This window comes from Catellatospora sp. NPDC049111, assembly GCF_040648615.1.
GTDB classification, from domain to species: Bacteria; Actinomycetota; Actinomycetes; order Mycobacteriales; family Micromonosporaceae; genus Catellatospora; species Catellatospora aurea.
Window position 1 is genome coordinate 1 of record NZ_JBEZEB010000058.1, and the last position, 16,223, is coordinate 16,223.

Sequence of the window (16,223 nt, forward strand, 5' to 3'; positions counted from 1 at the left end):
TATCGATGCCGCCACGCCGGGGCGCTGATCATCAACCCGAGCCGCCTCGGGCACACGCGGCCCTACCAGCGGCAACGCTTATCTTCCCGGCATTGTCCTTACGGCTGAACACTTCCGCCATGGATGCCGGGACTGTCCCGAGTTTGGTTGACTCTCGGGGTTGAGGCAGTCCCGAAGCAGTCGCCCGGTACAACTTCGCGATGATCCACCGCGCAAACGGTCACCTCGACCGAGCGATCAGCGAACTCGAACTCGTCGTCGAACTCGACCGCCAGGTCGAATACCCAGACCTCGCGTCTGACACGGCCATGCTCGAACAAGTGCGCGACGAACGCACGCAGCTCGCGGACGAGACCTGACCGCGGCGGCCGAGCATGTTGGGGGTCAAGTCGCCCACCGACACAAAGATGAGCAACACTCTGGCCTCGACGTTGGAGTTTGGTTTGTCTCCGGGGCTACATGAACCCTAAGTACATGATCACGATGGCCAGTGAGCTGCTGCTTCCATGACCGCCAAGGCCGGGCGGCGGCGGACGGTGTCAGGTCGGCGCCCGGCTAGTCTGGCCGTGCGGCCTCACGTTGGCGGTCTTCGCTCATACCGTCACCTGCTGGCCGTCGCGGCGTATGACCTGGCCGAGGGCCTCGTGCAACTCGGCTTCGACCAGGTCCAGGAGGTCGCCGCCGAAGACGCACAACGACGGCTCCCACGGATGGCCAAAAGTGCCGAACCGGAAGTCCTCCGCGAGGTAGATGAAGTAGTCGCCGTCGGGATATGGCGACAGAGGCCAGCCTGGTCCGCCGGGTGGGTCGATGTTGTCAGGCCCGACGAGGCTGGGCCAAACGCGGTAGCTGGGGTGCTGCCAGTCCAGGCACAGGATCGACCCGTCACCGACCAGCGCGGTCAGCCCGGCGTGCACGGCCTCCACCAGCTGGTCCAGCCGTGTATAGCCGGGATCATCGCCGAGGCTGCTCAGGCTCCAGGTGACCGACGGGGTGGGCTCGGTGATCGCCGGAAAGCGGTGCATGCTGGGCCTGAAGTCGAACTGTGCATAAAAGCGGTCCCACACCGCCGCTTGCTCGGTGCTCAGCTCCTGGTACGCCCTCATCGCCACCGCCGCACACTACTCGATCATGGCCGGCTGCCCGCGTTGAGCTGCGCCTGGCATGCGGCGCGTACCTCGACCCGAAGTTCGTCGGGCGACGGTCCCCAGCCGCCAGCCCAGGCATCATCGACCCCGTAGACCTGCCCGAGAGGCAAGTCGATGACCTGCGAGGAGTATTCGCTGAGGCTAACGACCTCCTCGACCTTCTGGGCCACCCACCTCTCGTCGGCGCGCCCGGCCAGGCACATCGCCGCCAGATCAGTGAAGATCACCATCGCCGACGCAACCTCGTCAGCAGGGACATCCACACCCGCCTCAGTCAGGGCCGACGGCAAGAGATCATGCACCCCGATGTCGTGGGCACCAAGGCCAGCAAGCTCACGCAGCGCTGGCCCGTCATGCCCATCGGCGAGCCACTGCGCCGCCCACCACGGCACCCGGTCGATGTCGACCATGCCCAGCGCCAGCCACGCCGCCACCAAGGACGGCGAAGGCGACTCCCGATACGAAGCAGCGCTGCTGGTCACGGCACGATGATCGCAGAGATCGCACCAATCCCGCAGCTAAAAACCAGGCCGTGATCACTCACGCAGGACGGCACGATCACGACGTTGAAAGTGACGGGCAGCCGGTCAGAAACCGTCGAGGCAGAGCGGAGTGAGGAGCCGGCGAGCAACGCAGCATCGTTGTCCAGAACGGTGTACCACCGGACCTTGAGGCGAAACGCGCGACTGCCAGTCTGCAGCAGTAGGCCCGGATCGATGTCCGCGGAGGGCGGCCCGTGAACGATCGGAGGCGGACCCGGGCGCGCAGTCACGAGTGGCCTGAGTACTCGCCGGTCCCGTCGGTGGCCGCGCTGAAGATGGCTACCGTGCCACTCCTGATCGTGAGAACCTCGCCCTCCTGATCGTCTACGTGCGGAAACGTCGGGGCGTCGGCGAGTGCCTGGAGATAGCCGGGGCCCGTCCCTGCCCACCCGGCCTGCTCCTGCAGCGCCGGGTTAGCGAGGTGTGTCGCCGCAGGTCACGCGGTCGGCTGCCGCTTGGAACAGCTCGGTGACCGGACGGCTGACCAGTGTCCAGCGGTAGGGCGGCTCCTGGTCGGGGGCGAAGCCGTAGAGGGCGGACTTCCATGCTTCGAAGGCTGGCACGAATCTTCTTTCGAGCCAGGGCCCTGGGATGAAGTATCGACGCCCTGACGCCGGGCGTGAGGCTCCGACGAGCAGTCGTCGTTGTAGGAGCACCGACCCGAGTTCTGCGAGCTGTTCTGCTTCCCAGCCATTCCAGCGGAGCAGGTGGCCGTCTGTCGGGTCGGGTAGTGCCAGCAACTGTAGGTACAGCGACGCGGCTGCCATGTTCAGGTCGAATTGCTTCGCGATGCGTTCGACGAGGTGTGGTGCGGACAGCAGTGCGTTCTGGCTGTAGGCGCCTGGTGGAAGCCCGTCGGTGTCCAGGGTCTGAATCATGCGGCCGAACGCCGGGTCGAGCATGAGTCGGATCGAGATGGGGCTGTGGTCGGGAACCATGTCGAGTGCGGGATCATCTGGACCGGTGATGAACGCTGGACGCAGGTGGTAGGACGTCTGCCCGGATGGAAGACGCTGTCCGACGGCGATCCCTTGTGGCAGCACATCCGGTGCCGCATCGTGGTGGAGGAGCACGGTGCCGATCAGGAGGTTGGGGTTGCGGAGGCGTTGCCGGATCAGCTCGTAGATGTGCGCGAGGTTGGCTTGGATCGGGTCGCCGGCGGGTAGGTGGTAGGCCAGCCAGGCCAGACCGCTCGCTGCGCTGGGCAGTTGACGGTCGCTGAACGGCTCGCCCCCGTGGGGAGCCGTGGTGTCCACGGCACCGCGGTCGGTGGTGCACTCGCCGTCGGTGTGCAGCCAGTCGCCAGGCGAGGGTGTCGTGAAGGTTCGCAGGATGTCGGTGGGGAAGCCCATCACGCTGCCGAGCTCTGCGAGCAGTTCTTCGCGTACTGGCGTGCGGCGACCCTGTAGGGCGGTCCAGGTGGAGCGCAGTTGCCCGATGTCGGGCCCGCAGTGCCACAACGCCGCTGCCCGGTCGGGCATGGCCGCGTCGAGGATCTTGACGCGGTGCGCAGCGGGCACGGTGAGCAGCTCCATCCGGGCGATCTCGGCCTCGCGCGCTGTCAGGTCAAGGATCGATCGCTGCGTCTCATCGAGAAACTCGTTGTCGTCCCAGTCCCGTACCGGCAGTCCGGCCAGCACCAGCGCGCTCTCTGCCCGGGTGAGGCCGGTGCCCGCCCCGAGGTGCGCGACGTCGTCCGACCGCCATGGAACCGGCCCGCGCTGACGCAGCAGCTCAAGGCTTGCGTTGGCGACGTCTCGGTGTAGTTCCAGGTAGGCGCGGCTCTGGTCATCCCGGTTGTCTACGCCGGTAAGTGCGTACTGGAGCGCCTGTACCAGCACGTCGCGGTGCTCCGTCGAGGTCACCGGAGACGTCGCGCGGATCAGCACAGCGCCGATCCCCACTGGCGATCCTGCCGCCCCACCGAGCAGCCATCCGAAGGAGTCAGCAGCCTCGCCATCAGTGTCGAACAACGCCATCAAAGCGTCTTCGAGCATGTCCGTTTCAGGCCGTTCGACGTCCACCATCAGGTGATCATTCCCCGTTTTGAACCCGCCGTACAACACGGCGTCTTCCCTGACGCCTGTGTAGGCGCTTCCACCACGATCGGTGTGCGTTAAGCCGGCCTGGCCAGCGGTTGCCGCAGGTTCGCTGCGACGACCGTGAGTCGCTCGGCTGGTGATCACAGGCTCAGGCAGCCGACATCGCCAAACCGGTTCGCGGGTCCAGCCAGTACTCGGACTGGGTTAGCCTCGCCCGGTGCGATACCTGAGCGAGTCGTTCGCGATCGGCGCCCTGCGCCGGTCGGTTTCGATCGAGCAGTTTCTCGGCCCGGCCTTCCACCATGAGCGTCGCGGCATCCGATGGGTGGCAGTCGAGCCTTGCAGCAACGGCCGGTACAGGGTGGTGCTGTACTTGAGCTGGGACGTCGGCGGTGAGCTCTTCGGTGATCTGCTGGAGTTCCCGCCGCTGGTTCCCGACGCCGACGACGGCGAGGTGCTCGCCGAGGTCGATGATGCCGCCGGAGCCCTCCAGCTTTCCGAGCAGGTCACGGGCGCCGTCCGGGAGCGGTGGGCAAACTTCGGCGTCGCCGCCGAGGACTACTTCGATTACGTAAGGTCCGGGCGGCTGCCTGATCCGCTCACGAAGGACGCCGCGACCGACATCGTGCGCACGCTCCTGACCGCTGAAGGCGGGGACGAGCGATCTACCAGCTGGTGGTTGGAAGGTCTGGAGCGGCGAACCGGATGTCTGCACATCAGCGACATGATCTTCTGGCCCGCCGGACGGTCCTGGACGGCCGAGGAGATCATCGAACACGTCGTGGCCTGTACCCCGATCGCCCTGTGATCTGTTTCGGTTGTAGACCAGCCGGACTCGAGTTGGCGGACGTGTCGACTTTCCTTGTTCAGCGGCTGTGCCATCTGCGTTCTTGGCCGAACGTCGGCTTGGCGATCGCAGGGCAGCGGAGCATCGTGCAGCGTATGACTGCTCGCGATGAAATACTTGATGTCGCTCGGGACCTGGCGACGCGATCGACCGATCGGACTTTCACCGTGCAGCAGGTCGTCTTGGAGATGTTCCGGCGAGGCAGCACATACCGCGAGTCCACGATCCGGACTCACGTCGTCTCGCGAATGTGTGCCAACGCTCCCAACCATCACGCAGTGGTGTTCGAGGACTTCTTTCGCTTGGAGCACGGGTGCTACATGCTGGCCTCAGACCACCGCTGACCTGCGCCACCAGGTCAGTCATGGTTCTGTGGGTCGCCGATGCCACAATCCGGCGCGGTTGACCTTGAGGAGGACAGCATGGGGACCTGGGACACCGGACCGTTCGACAACGACACTGCCGCCGACTGGTGCGGTGACCTCAACGACGCCAGCCCAGACGACCGCCTCACACTGATCCGCGTCACACTGACCCAGACTGCCGACGAGGACGACTACCTCGACTCCTCCGAAGCCTGCGAAGCGATCGCCGCAGCAGCGATCGTCGCTGCACCGCTGACCGGAGGCCAACCGATCACCTCCGCCTACGCGCCTGACTTCCTAATCGACGGCGGCAGCCTGCACCTGCCCGACGACCTGGCGACACTCGCAGTAGACGCCATCGACCGGATCATGGCCGAAAACTCCGAATGGCTCGACCTCTGGCAGGACGCCGCCGGCACAGCCGCCAACGCCGCGTTCGACAACATCCGCAGCCTTCGAGCAGTGCTGGCACAGTCGCGTAATGGCGAGCAGGTCACCGACGCTCCCCCACCCCTGTTCTAGGCAGCGAAGAACCCAGCGGCGGGCACCCTCTGTTCCGTGGCGCCACAGCAGCGACCTGCTCGCTCAGAATCTGCTCAGGCAGCCGAAGGCTGCCCACACTTCGAGAAGTCAGCCGAGAAGCACTCCGAAACGCGCCCTCAAGAGGGGCGCTCACCAGGAAAAACAGCTTGGGGATGAAGTCCAGAGTCTCCGGGGCGAGATGAACCCCCATTACATGACCAGAATGGCCGCCGATCTGCGGTTGGGCTGACATCGCGCAGACCGAACGATCGTCAAGTGACGTACCCGCCCGGCTCGGATTTGACGTGTGAGCCGGGCTCCACTCTCCCATCGCAGCCCGACGCCGCACAGGTTCGTCGGGTCACCGAAGGTGGGAACGGGCTTAGCGGGGACGTGACCACGGTGGACGGGAAGTTGGAGAGTAGTCGCGGCCGGTGGCCACGATCTTCCATATCCATGACCACCCGGGTCCGGGCTGCTGGGTCTCTCGTGGCATGGCGAGGTCAGCAAAAGCCGCTTCCATGCCGCGCTGGTTGCCTGCGTCGCCGGGTTGGGCATCTCCGCGGAGCGAACCGAGGAGACCTACGACTCGCCGGTACATGCGGCTCAATCGGCCGCCGTCTGGCGGCGAACACTCGGAGCCACGTCGATCACCTCACTCGCGATCTCATCCACGGCTCGCCCGGCGACGTCGATGAACCGGACCTGCGCACCCCTCACCGACACGCTGCCGACGTCGTGGTACCGCTCCTGCTCCGCCTTGCCGTCTCGTATACGGCCCTCGTGAACCCGCTGTACGCCGTTGTCCGGCATGCCAGGCGGTGTGACAGGCTGAACAGGTGACCTTGGAGCCGATCACCGAACGCCGGCTGCATCGTGCCGCCCGCATCGAGGATGCTGTGCACGTCGCGTTCGAGCGCAGGATGCGTAGGCGCGGCTGGGAGCCCACCATCGTTGCCTTTCCGGGTTACGGACTGGCAGCGAAGGGGGGCCCTGGCTGGGTTCGGGTCCTCGGCCGGGTGCTGCTGGCCCGGCCGAGCATCAGCAAGCCACGCAAGCGGGCGAAGAAGATTCGCGGATGGCGCAGTTTCGCCACGCTGTCCGTGATGAACGCACCCGTCGTCGTCGAGGTCAACGGCATACGTTACGAGGCCTTTGCTGATCGGGGCGGCTTCATCGACTTCACCTGCTCGTCCGATCTGACCTCGGGCCCGCGCAGCGTGCGGATCGGCTCCGAGGGCGCCGAGCCGGTCGAGGCGCCCATCCACATTGTCGATCCGGCCGTCAGGTTCGGCATCCTTTCCGACATCGACGACACCGTGATGGTCACGTCGCTGCCGCGTCCGCTGCGAGCGGGTTGGAACACGTTCATCCTCGACGAGTTCGCCCGAGCGTCGGTCCCGGGCATGTCGGTGCTGTATGAGCGGCTTACCAATGCCCATCCGGGCGCACCGGTGATCTACGTGTCCACCGGATCGTGGAACGTCGCACCGACCCTGACCCGGTTCTTGTCGCGCCACCTCTACCCGGTCGGTCCGCTGTTGCTGACCGACTGGGGCCCGACCAAGGACCGCTGGTTCCGCAGCGGCCGAGAACACAAGCGCGCGGCCCTCCGGCGGCTGGCGGAGGAGTTCCCGGATGTCCGGTGGCTGCTGATTGGCGACGACGGCCAGCACGATCCGGGTATCTATGCGGAGTTCGCCGCGAGTCACCCGGCGAACGTCGCAGCGATCGCGATCCGCCGGCTATCGCCTACCCAGTCGGTGCTTGCGGGCGCGCTGCCGACGCTGTCGGAGTTGCCGCAGTCCTCAGGCCTGGCCGGCCAGCGGCTGCTGTCCGCGCCCGATGGAGCGGGCCTTGCCGGGCTGATGCGTGAGGCGGGCTTGTTGTGACGCTTCCTGTCCGGTGACAAGTCGCGGGGATGGGGATGAAACGTAGAAAGTGCTGCATTGCGTATGTGGTGGTGGGCCGAGCCCACCACCACATACTCGGGTCACTCCTGGCTGGTGTCCTGCGCCGCGTCCTTTGCGGTCGACTTGCCGAGCGCCCGGACGGTGGTACTCAGCTTGATCGGAAGGTGTTGGTCCCCTTTGAGGAAGGGTTGGATCTCGATCTTCTTGCGGAGGGTGCGGCCGGGGCCGTATGCCTGCTGCCGGTCGTGTGGTGACACCCAGAAGCGGTAGTCGGGTTTGGCCCTGGTGCCGGGGCTGACCGGGTTGGTCGCTTCGCGTGCTGACGGGGTGGGCCGTGGCCGGATCTGCACGATCCTGACCTCCGGTGCGGGGCGCTTGGCACGTGCGTAGGCTTTGGCGGTGGCCTTGTCGGGCTTGGCCGCGATGGTCTCGGTCATACGCTGGTGGATGAACAGCCACGTGGTGGCCAAGGGGCCTAGCGGGTGGGCTCCATCGATGCCGGTTCCGCGGGGGATGTACTCGGTTCGGATGGGCACGAGCCAGCCGACCTGGTGCCGCAGGGTCGGCATGAGGGCTTCGTCGATGCCCGCGCCGGAGCCGATGCTCCGGTAGCCGACGACCAGCCATCCGTCTTCGTGTGCGATCCAGGAGGCGGCGGCGAGCTGGCCGGGGTGACCGACGGGTTCGGGCCAGGCGAGTAGTCCGGCCTCGGAGGGCACCAGGTCGTCGTTGACCCAGGCGGTGGGCTGGTCGGCGGTGACGGCTTGGACCTGGGCGGTGTACTCGTGGTTGATCCAGTACATCGGGATCAGGTCCAGCCGTGCGGCCAGGGCTCGACGCTGGCGGGGATCGATGACAGGGTCGGGTAGGTTGACTGGGCCGCGTAGCAGTCCGGTCAGCCGGTCGCGGACCTTGGGCATCATGTCGGCGGTGAGCCGGGCCGGGGGCCACGGTGTGGTGGTGAGCAGGGTGCGACCGGGTTGCAGCTGCTCGAAGAACGGTGCGTGCATGGCCGAGGCGGCCACCCACAGCAGTTCGTCGAACCGGCCGAATTTGAAGGCGGCGCGTTTGGCCGGTTCCTGGTAGCGGCCGGCTTCGATGTCGGCAGAACAGGCGACGCACGCCGACCATGCAGCGCCGTATCCCTGTAGCGTCTCGGATCCGCCGCTGACGACGCGCAGCACTTGCTCGCCGCCGATGTGGATCCACAGGGGCTTGGAGTCGCCGCAGAAGTCGCACATGTGCAGGACCGTGTCCAGGCTGGCGGTCGGGACGGGGACGGGTCGGTGCCCGTCGCCGTCGAAGTACCGAGGATGCACGTGCTCGCCGTTGAGCACGTTGAGCGGCATCAGGCAGACCGTGCAGGCCATCGCCGGGGTGTGCGGGTTCATGCGCTCACCTCGTCCTGCCTGTGGTGCAGGTCGCGCAGGCGCGGGCCGCGGCGGGCCTCGCTCGGCGGCATGGTCATGCCGGGGGTGCAGAGGGTGTGCTGGTTCCCTCCGCCGCGCTTGGGGTGGTACATGGCGATGTCGGCGTTGTGAAGGGCGGCCTCCTCGAACAGGTCGGTGCTGTCGACGACGGCCATGCCGATGCTGGCGGACAGTGCGACAAAGACACGCCCGTTGTCGGCCTGGACCTCGATCGGCGCTGCGACGGCCGACCGGAGGGCGGCAATGCGGGCCATGCCGTGCTGGCGGACGGGGAAAAGAGCGGCGTACTCGTCGCTGCAGTGGCAGGCGATGGCACCGCCGTAGAAGGCCGCGATGGGTGCGAGCCGTTCGGCGATCTCGATCAGGACTTCGTCGCCGACGATGTGGCCGTGGTTGTCGTTGATCTCCTTGAACCCGTCGAGGTCGATCAGTGCGGCCACGAACGGCTGGGCCGGATGGGCCGCGGCGAAGTCGGCGAGCGCGGTGCGCAGGCTGTGCCGGTTGTGGATGCCGGTGAGGGGGTCGTGGGCGAGCTGCCGGGCGGCGTCGGCCAGCTGGGCGCGCATTGCGCCGAAGATGCGGCGGGCGGCCAGGGTGGCGAGTGCGGAGCCGGTCAAGGCCCCGGTGAGGAAGGTGGTCGCCGTGTAGATGCTGGCGATCACCACGAGGGCGGTGAACACTGGACTCTCCAATTGAGGTTGGAGAACCCGGGACGCGTTCGTTGTCGAGGCGTGGCGTCCCGGGTTCTGATGTGAGGACGGCCCGCCTTCTGGCGGGCCGTGTGCTTTTGCTGCCGATGTTCAGACGGCGTTTTCGGGAAGCGGGCAGCTCGGCGTTGCCGGCGTGGTGGAGCCGTTGAGGCTCCATGCGGCGCCGACGCGGGCCGGGTGCCGTCCCGAGCTGGAATCGCCGCCGGGGTGCGGCGAGCGGTAGGGGTCGTCGGTGCGAGGCCATCGGCCGCGTATCGCGGATGGCTCTGGCGGCGTGCCGGGTGGCCGGTGTTTGTAGCGTTCGGATAGCACCTGGACGTAGTCGACGCCGGAGGCGTACGGGACGTGCTGGCCGTGCAGGGTGGTGCCGCCGAGCCGGTCGCAGCAGGCCACGCTGGCCGGGTACCAGCCGTTGACGTACAGGCTGACCTGGTGCCCGCACGTCAGCGACAGCAGGAACACGCACAGCCGGTGCAGCTGCCAGCCGTCCGACGGTGGGCTGTCCGCGCCGCAGCCGTTACCGGGTCGCGCGCATGGGACGCAGATCGGCCCCTGGGCGGGGTCGTATCCGGCGTCGCACTGCTCGCACACGATCAGCAGGCACGAGCGGCATTCGCTCGAGGCGGTGGTCTGCAGGTCGGTGCCGCAGAATCCGCACGGGCCGTTCATGCAGGTGTCGCCGTGGTGGCCGGGCCGGTGGGCTCGGCAGCGGTGTCTACTCATCGCCGCCGCCTTGGGCATGGCGGTAGACGGCCTCAGCTGTCAGCGGCTGCCCACCGGGGCTCGGGTCGTTGGTGTGCAACGGGTTCTCCCTTTCGGGTTGGTGGAATCCGGGCACGGCTGTCGGCCGTGCCCGGGTGGTGCGCGGGATCGCGCGGTCGGCCGGGCAACGGCCGGGGATGGTGTTGCTGGGGTGGCGGCTCTTGACGCCGCGGGAGCAGGTCAGCGTTCAGGTGCCCGGCAGGGTGTGCCGCTGCCGGATGCTGGTTGGTCGCTGGTGCGCGGTTGCGGCGTGATGGTCCTGGACTCGGTGTGCAGCCAGGTCCGTGGTGCTTCGATGCGGTCGAGGTTTGATCGCATGTCGCTGCGGCCTTCGTCGTCGAAGGCCGGTTTAGAAGGCTGGCGGTCCAGGCCGACGGCCGATCTGCACCGGTCACCTTGCGATGGTTGTGGGGAGTGTGTTTTTCCAGCCCCGGGGACGCAGATGCGTGTGCAGTCGGTGGCTGGTCCCAGCAGGATCAGCAGGTTCTGGAGTTCGATCCGGCTACCAAGATCAGCGGTCCCGGATGGCGTTGTCGGTGTGGCATTCGGTGCAGCGGACGAATTTGCCCGCGTGGACCGGCGAGGCGATCATCCGCGACTTCGGTGAACATCTGCCACACCATGCCGGCGGCTTCTGCCGTGGTGGCGGCTGCGGAACACGGCGCGGTCTGGGCGGGGCAGGTAGATCTCTGAGCCGGGCTCGCAGCACGGCGGTGTAGGAGCGCACGCCGTCGGGGTTGGCCGACAGGTGAGCGGTCAGGGCCTGGATGTCCCATCCTGCGGCCAGGGCCGTGGTGATGTGCGGGGCGAGTGCTGTGGCGGTGTGCTGGCCGATGCGCCATGGGTCGTCGAGTCCGAGTAGGAGTTCGACGGCATGGTCGACCGGGCCGGACGTTGGAGGGGTTTCCTCCTCCTTGTTTATGGTTCGGTGGCGGTGTACCGCCTCCCGTTGCGGGTTTGTGCTGGTCACCGAATTGTGTACGGGTGGCGGTGTGCCGCCGCCCGGCGGTGTGGGCCGGGGGTGGTGAACCGCCGGGCGGCGGCAGGGTGCCGCCCGGTTGTGGGCGGGGTTGTCCGCGGCGTCGGCACGGCCGGCGGTCGGCGCGGCGGGTGCGGGGTCGGGGTTGCTGCGGCGTTCGGTGGCCAGGTCGTAGACGACGGGCCGGCGGTCCGCGGGCAGGAAAGCGACGTGGTTCTGGTCGCCGCGGCGGATGAGGCCCAGGGTTTCGAGCGCGGCGAGGTCGGCGCGGACCGTGCGGGGCTTCTTGCGGGTGTAGGCGGCGATGCGTTTCTGGGAGGGTGCTGCGGCTTTGCCGTTGCGGTCGGCGTGGTTGGCGAGCGCGATCAGCGTGGCGACGAGGTTGGAGGGCAGGTCTGGTGCGTCGTCGAGTACCCAGTTGATCGCTTCGATGCTCACGGTCGCTCCAGCGTGTTGAAGGCCTGCCGCGCAGGTGTGAAGGTTTCTTCCTCGTGGCCGGCGGTCCGGCCAGCGGGCCGGCCGCCCGGCACCACGACCGCACTTGCCGGGTGCAGAGCATGGACATGTGGGTCGGATTGACCGAGTGGCACGGCCACGCGGGCCATGAACGCGATGGGGTCGATTGCGGTGTTCCAGCTGGTGCCGCCGTCGTGGACCTCGTAGTGCAGGTGTGGTCCTGAGCTGTGTCCGGACGAGCCGACGATGCCGATCGGCTGGCCGGCGGTGACGGTCTGACCGACGGTCACCGGTGGTGGCTGGAGCATGTGGCAGTAGCGGGTGTAGAGATCGCCGGGGTGGGCGATGTCGACGTAGTAGCCGCACCCGGTGACCTGGGTGGGTGAGCCGTCGCGGTCGCAGCCCCAGCCGGCGGGGATGATGTTGCAGCGGACGCGGACGACGGTGCCGGCTGCGGCGGCGCAGATGGCGGTGCCGCGGGCTGCGCCGAGGTCGACGCCGTTGTGGCGTGGCCGTGACGGGGTGCGCCAGCGGCTCCAGACAGGTGCGTGCACGGGTTGTGTCCAGCCCATCGGACCGGGCGTCCCGCAGCCGGCCGGCGAAGCTTCGGCGCCGAGCAGTAGTGCCGGTCCTGCCAGGCACAGCAGCAGTGCGGCGAGGGCGATCGTGACGGTGAGAGCGGCTGCCTTGCCAACCATGATCATCTCCAGGGATGGGGAAAGGACGTGGTGTGGCGGAAGAGTCCGCCACACCACGTAGGTCGTTCGCTGTTCGGGGTCTGCGGTCAGGTGGTGGGCCAGAAGGTGTGGACGCGGAACCCGCGGTGGCCGGCGCAGTCGGTCAGCCAGGTGAGGGTCGCTGCGATGACGTGGTACGCCCGTTCGTGGTCGGTTTCGTCGACGAGGTGGAGGTAGTCGTCGGTGTGGGTGCGCAGCCAGTCGGCGAGGGCTTCGGTGTGGGCGGCGTTGAGGGAGCGGGCGAAGCCGGGTGCGCCCAGGGGCAGGTGGTGGTCGTCGTGGCGCAGGGCGACGCAGATGTCGTGGGGTTCGTCGAGGTTGAGGGCGCAGTCGGCTTCGGGGCCGCGGCAGTGGTGGTGGGCCGGGATCGCGAACCGTCCCCGGCGCAGCGTGCGGATGTCGAGGTCGCGCTGGTAGGGCCAGTGGGGTGTGTAGCCGTCGGCGCCCACGGTCGGGCACAGGGGTGTGCCGTCGTGGTGGCTGTGGCGGGGGACGCGGATGTTTCTGGGGTAGGGGCCGACGGGTGGGGTGTTGCGGGCGGGTTCGCCGCAGGCCGGGCAGTACAGCTTCATGTCACTGGTCCTTCCTGCTGCTGGTGGTGGCCGCCGGGGGTGCGGTGCATGTCGCGCCTGCGGAGTGGGTTGCGGCCGGCGGCTTGCTTGGCGGGGGTGTCGTCGTGGTGGAGCAGGTACCAGGCGCCTTCGCGCTTGGCCCGGTAGAGGGACAGGTCGGCGCGGTGCAGCAGCGCCTCGGGAGTCCAGGTGTGGGCTCCGGTGAGGGCGAGTCCGGCGCTGGCACGCGGGGTGAGCACGACCGTCGCGTCGGGGCCGGGCTGCAGGGTCAGCGGCTGTTCGAGCTGGCCGAGGATGTCGGCGGCGGTGTTGGTGTAGTTGCCGGCCCCGGTGGGCAGGATCAGCAGGAACTCGTCCCCGCCGAGCCGTGCGGCGCTGCCGCCGACGGCGGCGGCACCGTGTTCGAGGCGGGCGGCGCACTGCTGCAGGAGCTGGTCGCCTGCGGCGTGGCCGTGGGTGTCGTTGACGGTCTTGAACCCGTCGAGGTCGAGCAGCATGACCATGGTCGGTTCCCGGTCGGCCAGGCGCTGCTGCAGTAGTGGCAGTGCGTGGCGGCGGTTGGGTAGGCCGGTGAGCTCGTCGACGTGGGCCAGCTGCCAGGCGTGCTCGTACGCGGCGCGGGTGCGTCGCAGTGCGGGCGTGGCGGTGGCGTGTCCGGCCAGGAACGCCGCGGCTGCCGCAGCGGTGGCGATCAGTAGATGCAGAGTGGACAATGGGTACCTCCTTGAAGGAGGCCCCGGGGCGCGTTGCTGGCCAGCATTGGGCGTCCCGGGGCGTTTCGCGGATGCGGTTGCCGACGGACCCGGGTCGGGGTGTCGGCAGGGTTGCGGGACGTGCTGTCAGTCGCGTGCGGGGTCCAGGACCGGGTCGATGGTCTGGACGGTCCCGGTGATGTGCAGTCGGTGGCCGTGCAGCTGCGGCAGGGCCAGGGCGTCCAGGTGGTTGCGGACCAGGCGGGTGGCGGCGTCGGCCGCGCTGTGCTCGTCTGCGGTACGGACCCAGACCCGTACGGTTTCGCCCCAGGTGCCCTGCCACTGTCCGGCTGCGGGCCATTGGCCATGGGTGTCGAGGAAGTGGTCGTCGACGCTGATCCGCTCATGCCGGCGCCGGTCGTGGAAAGCGGCGCGGACGGCCTCACGGGCCTGGTCGATGCCCTCGGCGGGCACGGTCAGGACGGTGGCTGCGGCGATGCACAACATCCACGCCCGCGGCAGCGGCTCCAGCCCGACCTCGGCCAGGAACCCGTCGGCCCACACAGCCAGGTCGTCGACGCGATCGGGACCTTTGCCCAGTTCGGCGATGACCCGGCTCCTGATCGCCTGCTGCAGGTGTTGCAGGCCGGTGTGCGCATCGGCTTGCCGACGCCGGGCCTTCACGAGCTGCCTAGGCGTGCCGGGTACGGAGTCGGGCGGGCTGGCGTGCCTGGTGCCCGGCCATGTCGGGGCGTCGACGTCGAGGTCGATCGGTGCCGGTGCCGGCGCGCTGATCCTCCAGCTCGCCCGGCCCGGCATGGCCCTGATCGTGGTGTTGTCCGCGGCGGCGAGTTCGGCGTCCAGTTGGCGTGCGGCGGTTCGTAGTGCGGTGTCGTAGTCGGTCGCCTTGACGGCCACGGTCAGGGTGACGGTCGCCGTGACCTCATAGTCCGACTCGTTCTCGTCCTCGTACTCGGGCGTGATCTGGACATCGTGCGGGTGGCCGATCGCGACGCCGACGCCGACGATGCGGGAGAGGCTGTCGTGGACGAACGGCTGCACGCCGGCTGCCGCTGTGGCCAGGTCCGGGTACAGGCGGCGGTAGGCCACCGGCACGGTCGCGGTCACCTGCCACAGCATCGGCAGCCCGACCATGCCGAGGTCGGTCAGCATCCGGGCGGCCTGTTCACGGCGCAGCGTGGCGTCGATGACCGCGGCGAGCAGTGCGCGGCGGGTCCGCGCCCTCAGCGCGGCGTGCTGTTCGTCGAGTTCGAGCGCGCCCTGACGGAGGGCATGGATCTGCGTGGTCAGGTCCGGGTCGGCCGGGATCTGTACGTGGGTGGCCATGAGTTGGTCCCTTCAGATGGTGAAGGGGCGCCACCCCTCGGGGTGGCGCCCCGAGGCGATGTGGTCGTGCGGTCGTGCGTCGTGCGGCCCGGTCGGGTGGACCCGGACGCGGACGGATCAGGCGAGCAGGGTGTAGGCGTTCTGCTTGAGGCGGGCGACGGTGCCCGACGTCAGGACCCGCTCGGCGCGCTTGGCCGTGTCGGCGGCGGGTGCGTGGTGGTCGAGGTACTCCCCGATGGCCTGCAGTCCCGCCCATGCGGTGCCGCGGATGTCAGCCTGGGTGTCGGCGGTGGTGAACAGCTCGTCGAGGGTGGCGGTGCGGCGGGTGTGGTAGCCGCGGGTGCGCGGGGTCGGGTCGTCGGGCATCGGCCACAGCTGCTCGCAGGCCTTGCGGAACCGGGCGAGGGACAGTTCGGTTTCGATCATGCGGGTGGCTTCGGTTTCGAACGCCTCGTAGTAGTCCCACATCAGCCCGATCGCCGACCGCGCTTGGGCGATCTTGCCGCGGACGTTGGCGGTGTGCCGGAACGTGTAGTGCCCGCGCGAGGCCTGCAGACCCATCCGCAGCGTGTTCGCGCACACGATCCGCGTCGGTGTGGCGTCGATGCGCAGCGCCGCCGATCCGTCGTGGCTGGTGGTCAGCGCCAGGTACAGGTCGATGGCGTCGATGCCGGCCAGGTGCAGGTTCTTGGGCAGTTTCATGGTGAGGAACACCTGCCGGCCGCCGCGCAGGCTGCCCGCGGTCTCGAAGTGCGCCCCGGCCTCGTCGACCAGGAGGTTGATGAGTTCGGTGCATTCCTCGTTCTGGATGACCTTGTAGTCGGTGCCGACGACGCCGAGCAGGTCGGGTTTGCCGGTGACGGGGTGGGTGCGCACGGTGGCCTGATAGTCGGGCACGTCCAGGACGGTGACGCCGTCGCCGGTCAGGTCGACGGCCTGCAGGCGGGCCTTGCGGACGTTCCAGCCGCCGAGCAGCGCGGCCGTCAGGGCCTGCTCGGCGGTCATGCAGTCGGTGGTGACGACACCGAGGCGGTGCCAGGCGTCCAGGCGGGCGGTGGCGAACGCGGCGCGTCCGTCGGCGAAGACTTCCAGTTCGTGGGCCACTGGTGCGGCCCTCCTTCCAGGTGGGTGGACATGAAAAGACGCCCCGCCGTCTGGC

General features: G+C 68.4%; 16 protein-coding genes and 1 pseudogene. 4 read left to right on the forward strand and 13 right to left on the reverse strand.

Features of this window, described 5'->3' with window-relative positions; genetic code table 11:
- Positions 1-200 precede the first annotated feature (200 nt).
- Entirely contained in the window at positions 201-359 is a 159-nt protein-coding gene (locus tag AB0B66_RS40390; protein ID WP_360540338.1) for a hypothetical protein, read from the forward strand.
- A gap of 234 nt (positions 360-593) precedes the next feature.
- On the opposite strand, the gene AB0B66_RS40395 is transcribed toward AB0B66_RS40390, so the two are convergent.
- The 3 genes from AB0B66_RS40395 to AB0B66_RS40405 all read right to left on the reverse strand — a co-directional run bounded on the left by AB0B66_RS40395 (position 594) and on the right by AB0B66_RS40405 (position 3,756).
- Positions 594-1,106: a DUF2716 domain-containing protein gene (locus AB0B66_RS40395; protein WP_360540429.1), complete on the reverse strand. Its 513-nt coding sequence runs from the start codon at positions 1,104-1,106 to the stop codon at positions 594-596.
- A 23-nt stretch (positions 1,107-1,129) separates the two neighbouring features.
- A complete protein-coding gene (locus AB0B66_RS40400; protein WP_360540431.1) occupies positions 1,130-1,558 on the reverse strand; it encodes a hypothetical protein in 429 nt (142 codons plus the stop codon).
- A gap of 545 nt (positions 1,559-2,103) precedes the next feature.
- Positions 2,104-3,756, reverse strand: coding sequence for a hypothetical protein (locus AB0B66_RS40405; protein ID WP_360540340.1), 1,653 nt, complete (start codon positions 3,754-3,756; stop codon positions 2,104-2,106).
- A 193-nt stretch (positions 3,757-3,949) separates the two neighbouring features.
- Between AB0B66_RS40405 and AB0B66_RS40410 the strand changes: the two genes are divergently transcribed.
- On the forward strand, positions 3,950-4,540 hold the full coding sequence (locus tag AB0B66_RS40410) for a hypothetical protein (RefSeq protein ID WP_360540342.1): 591 nt from the start codon (positions 3,950-3,952) through the stop codon (positions 4,538-4,540).
- A gap of 461 nt (positions 4,541-5,001) precedes the next feature.
- A complete protein-coding gene (locus tag AB0B66_RS40415; protein WP_360540344.1) occupies positions 5,002-5,466 on the forward strand; it encodes a DUF4259 domain-containing protein in 465 nt (154 codons plus the stop codon).
- Between the two features lie 606 nt (positions 5,467-6,072).
- Here the strand turns inward: AB0B66_RS40415 and AB0B66_RS40420 are convergent.
- Complete coding sequence (locus AB0B66_RS40420) at positions 6,073-6,279, reverse strand: hypothetical protein (protein ID WP_360540345.1); 207 nt, start codon at positions 6,277-6,279, stop codon at positions 6,073-6,075.
- Between the two features lie 26 nt (positions 6,280-6,305).
- Here AB0B66_RS40420 and AB0B66_RS40425 point away from each other — a divergent pair, with 26 nt between their 5' ends.
- Positions 6,306-7,358, forward strand: a complete 1,053-nt coding sequence (locus AB0B66_RS40425; protein ID WP_360540347.1) for a phosphatase domain-containing protein — start codon at positions 6,306-6,308, stop codon at positions 7,356-7,358.
- Between the two features lie 101 nt (positions 7,359-7,459).
- Here AB0B66_RS40425 and AB0B66_RS40430 read toward each other — a convergent pair whose 3' ends face one another.
- From AB0B66_RS40430 to AB0B66_RS40470, 9 genes and pseudogenes are all read right to left on the reverse strand, one after another.
- Positions 7,460-8,770 (reverse strand): hypothetical protein, encoded by a 1,311-nt coding sequence (locus AB0B66_RS40430; RefSeq protein ID WP_360540349.1) that lies wholly within the window; start codon positions 8,768-8,770, stop codon positions 7,460-7,462.
- Positions 8,767-9,489, reverse strand: a complete 723-nt coding sequence (locus AB0B66_RS40435) for a GGDEF domain-containing protein (protein WP_360540351.1) — start codon at positions 9,487-9,489, stop codon at positions 8,767-8,769. The genes AB0B66_RS40430 and AB0B66_RS40435 overlap by 4 nt, the downstream gene beginning before the upstream one ends.
- A 120-nt stretch (positions 9,490-9,609) precedes the next feature.
- A complete protein-coding gene (locus tag AB0B66_RS40440; RefSeq protein ID WP_360540353.1) occupies positions 9,610-10,242 on the reverse strand; it encodes a hypothetical protein in 633 nt (210 codons plus the stop codon).
- Between the two features lie 550 nt (positions 10,243-10,792).
- Entirely contained in the window at positions 10,793-11,698 is a 906-nt protein-coding gene (locus tag AB0B66_RS40445; protein WP_360540355.1) for a helix-turn-helix domain-containing protein, read from the reverse strand.
- A 161-nt stretch (positions 11,699-11,859) separates the two neighbouring features.
- Positions 11,860-12,312, reverse strand: a pseudogene (locus tag AB0B66_RS40450) (M23 family metallopeptidase); the annotation flags it as partial.
- A gap of 188 nt (positions 12,313-12,500) precedes the next feature.
- Positions 12,501-13,025 carry a hypothetical protein gene (locus AB0B66_RS40455; protein ID WP_360540357.1) on the reverse strand — a complete coding sequence of 175 codons (525 nt, stop codon included), beginning with the start codon at positions 13,023-13,025 and terminating at the stop codon, positions 12,501-12,503.
- The gene (locus tag AB0B66_RS40460; RefSeq protein ID WP_360540359.1) at positions 13,022-13,738 is read right to left on the reverse strand and encodes a GGDEF domain-containing protein; all 717 of its coding nucleotides are present in this window, start codon (positions 13,736-13,738) and stop codon (positions 13,022-13,024) included. The genes AB0B66_RS40455 and AB0B66_RS40460 overlap by 4 nt, the downstream gene beginning before the upstream one ends.
- A gap of 126 nt (positions 13,739-13,864) precedes the next feature.
- On the reverse strand, positions 13,865-15,064 hold the full coding sequence (locus AB0B66_RS40465; protein WP_360540361.1) for a hypothetical protein: 1,200 nt from the start codon (positions 15,062-15,064) through the stop codon (positions 13,865-13,867).
- 117 nt (positions 15,065-15,181) lie between these two features.
- Entirely contained in the window at positions 15,182-16,168 is a 987-nt protein-coding gene (locus AB0B66_RS40470; protein WP_360540363.1) for a DUF932 domain-containing protein, read from the reverse strand.
- Between the last annotated feature and the right edge of the window lie 55 nt (positions 16,169-16,223).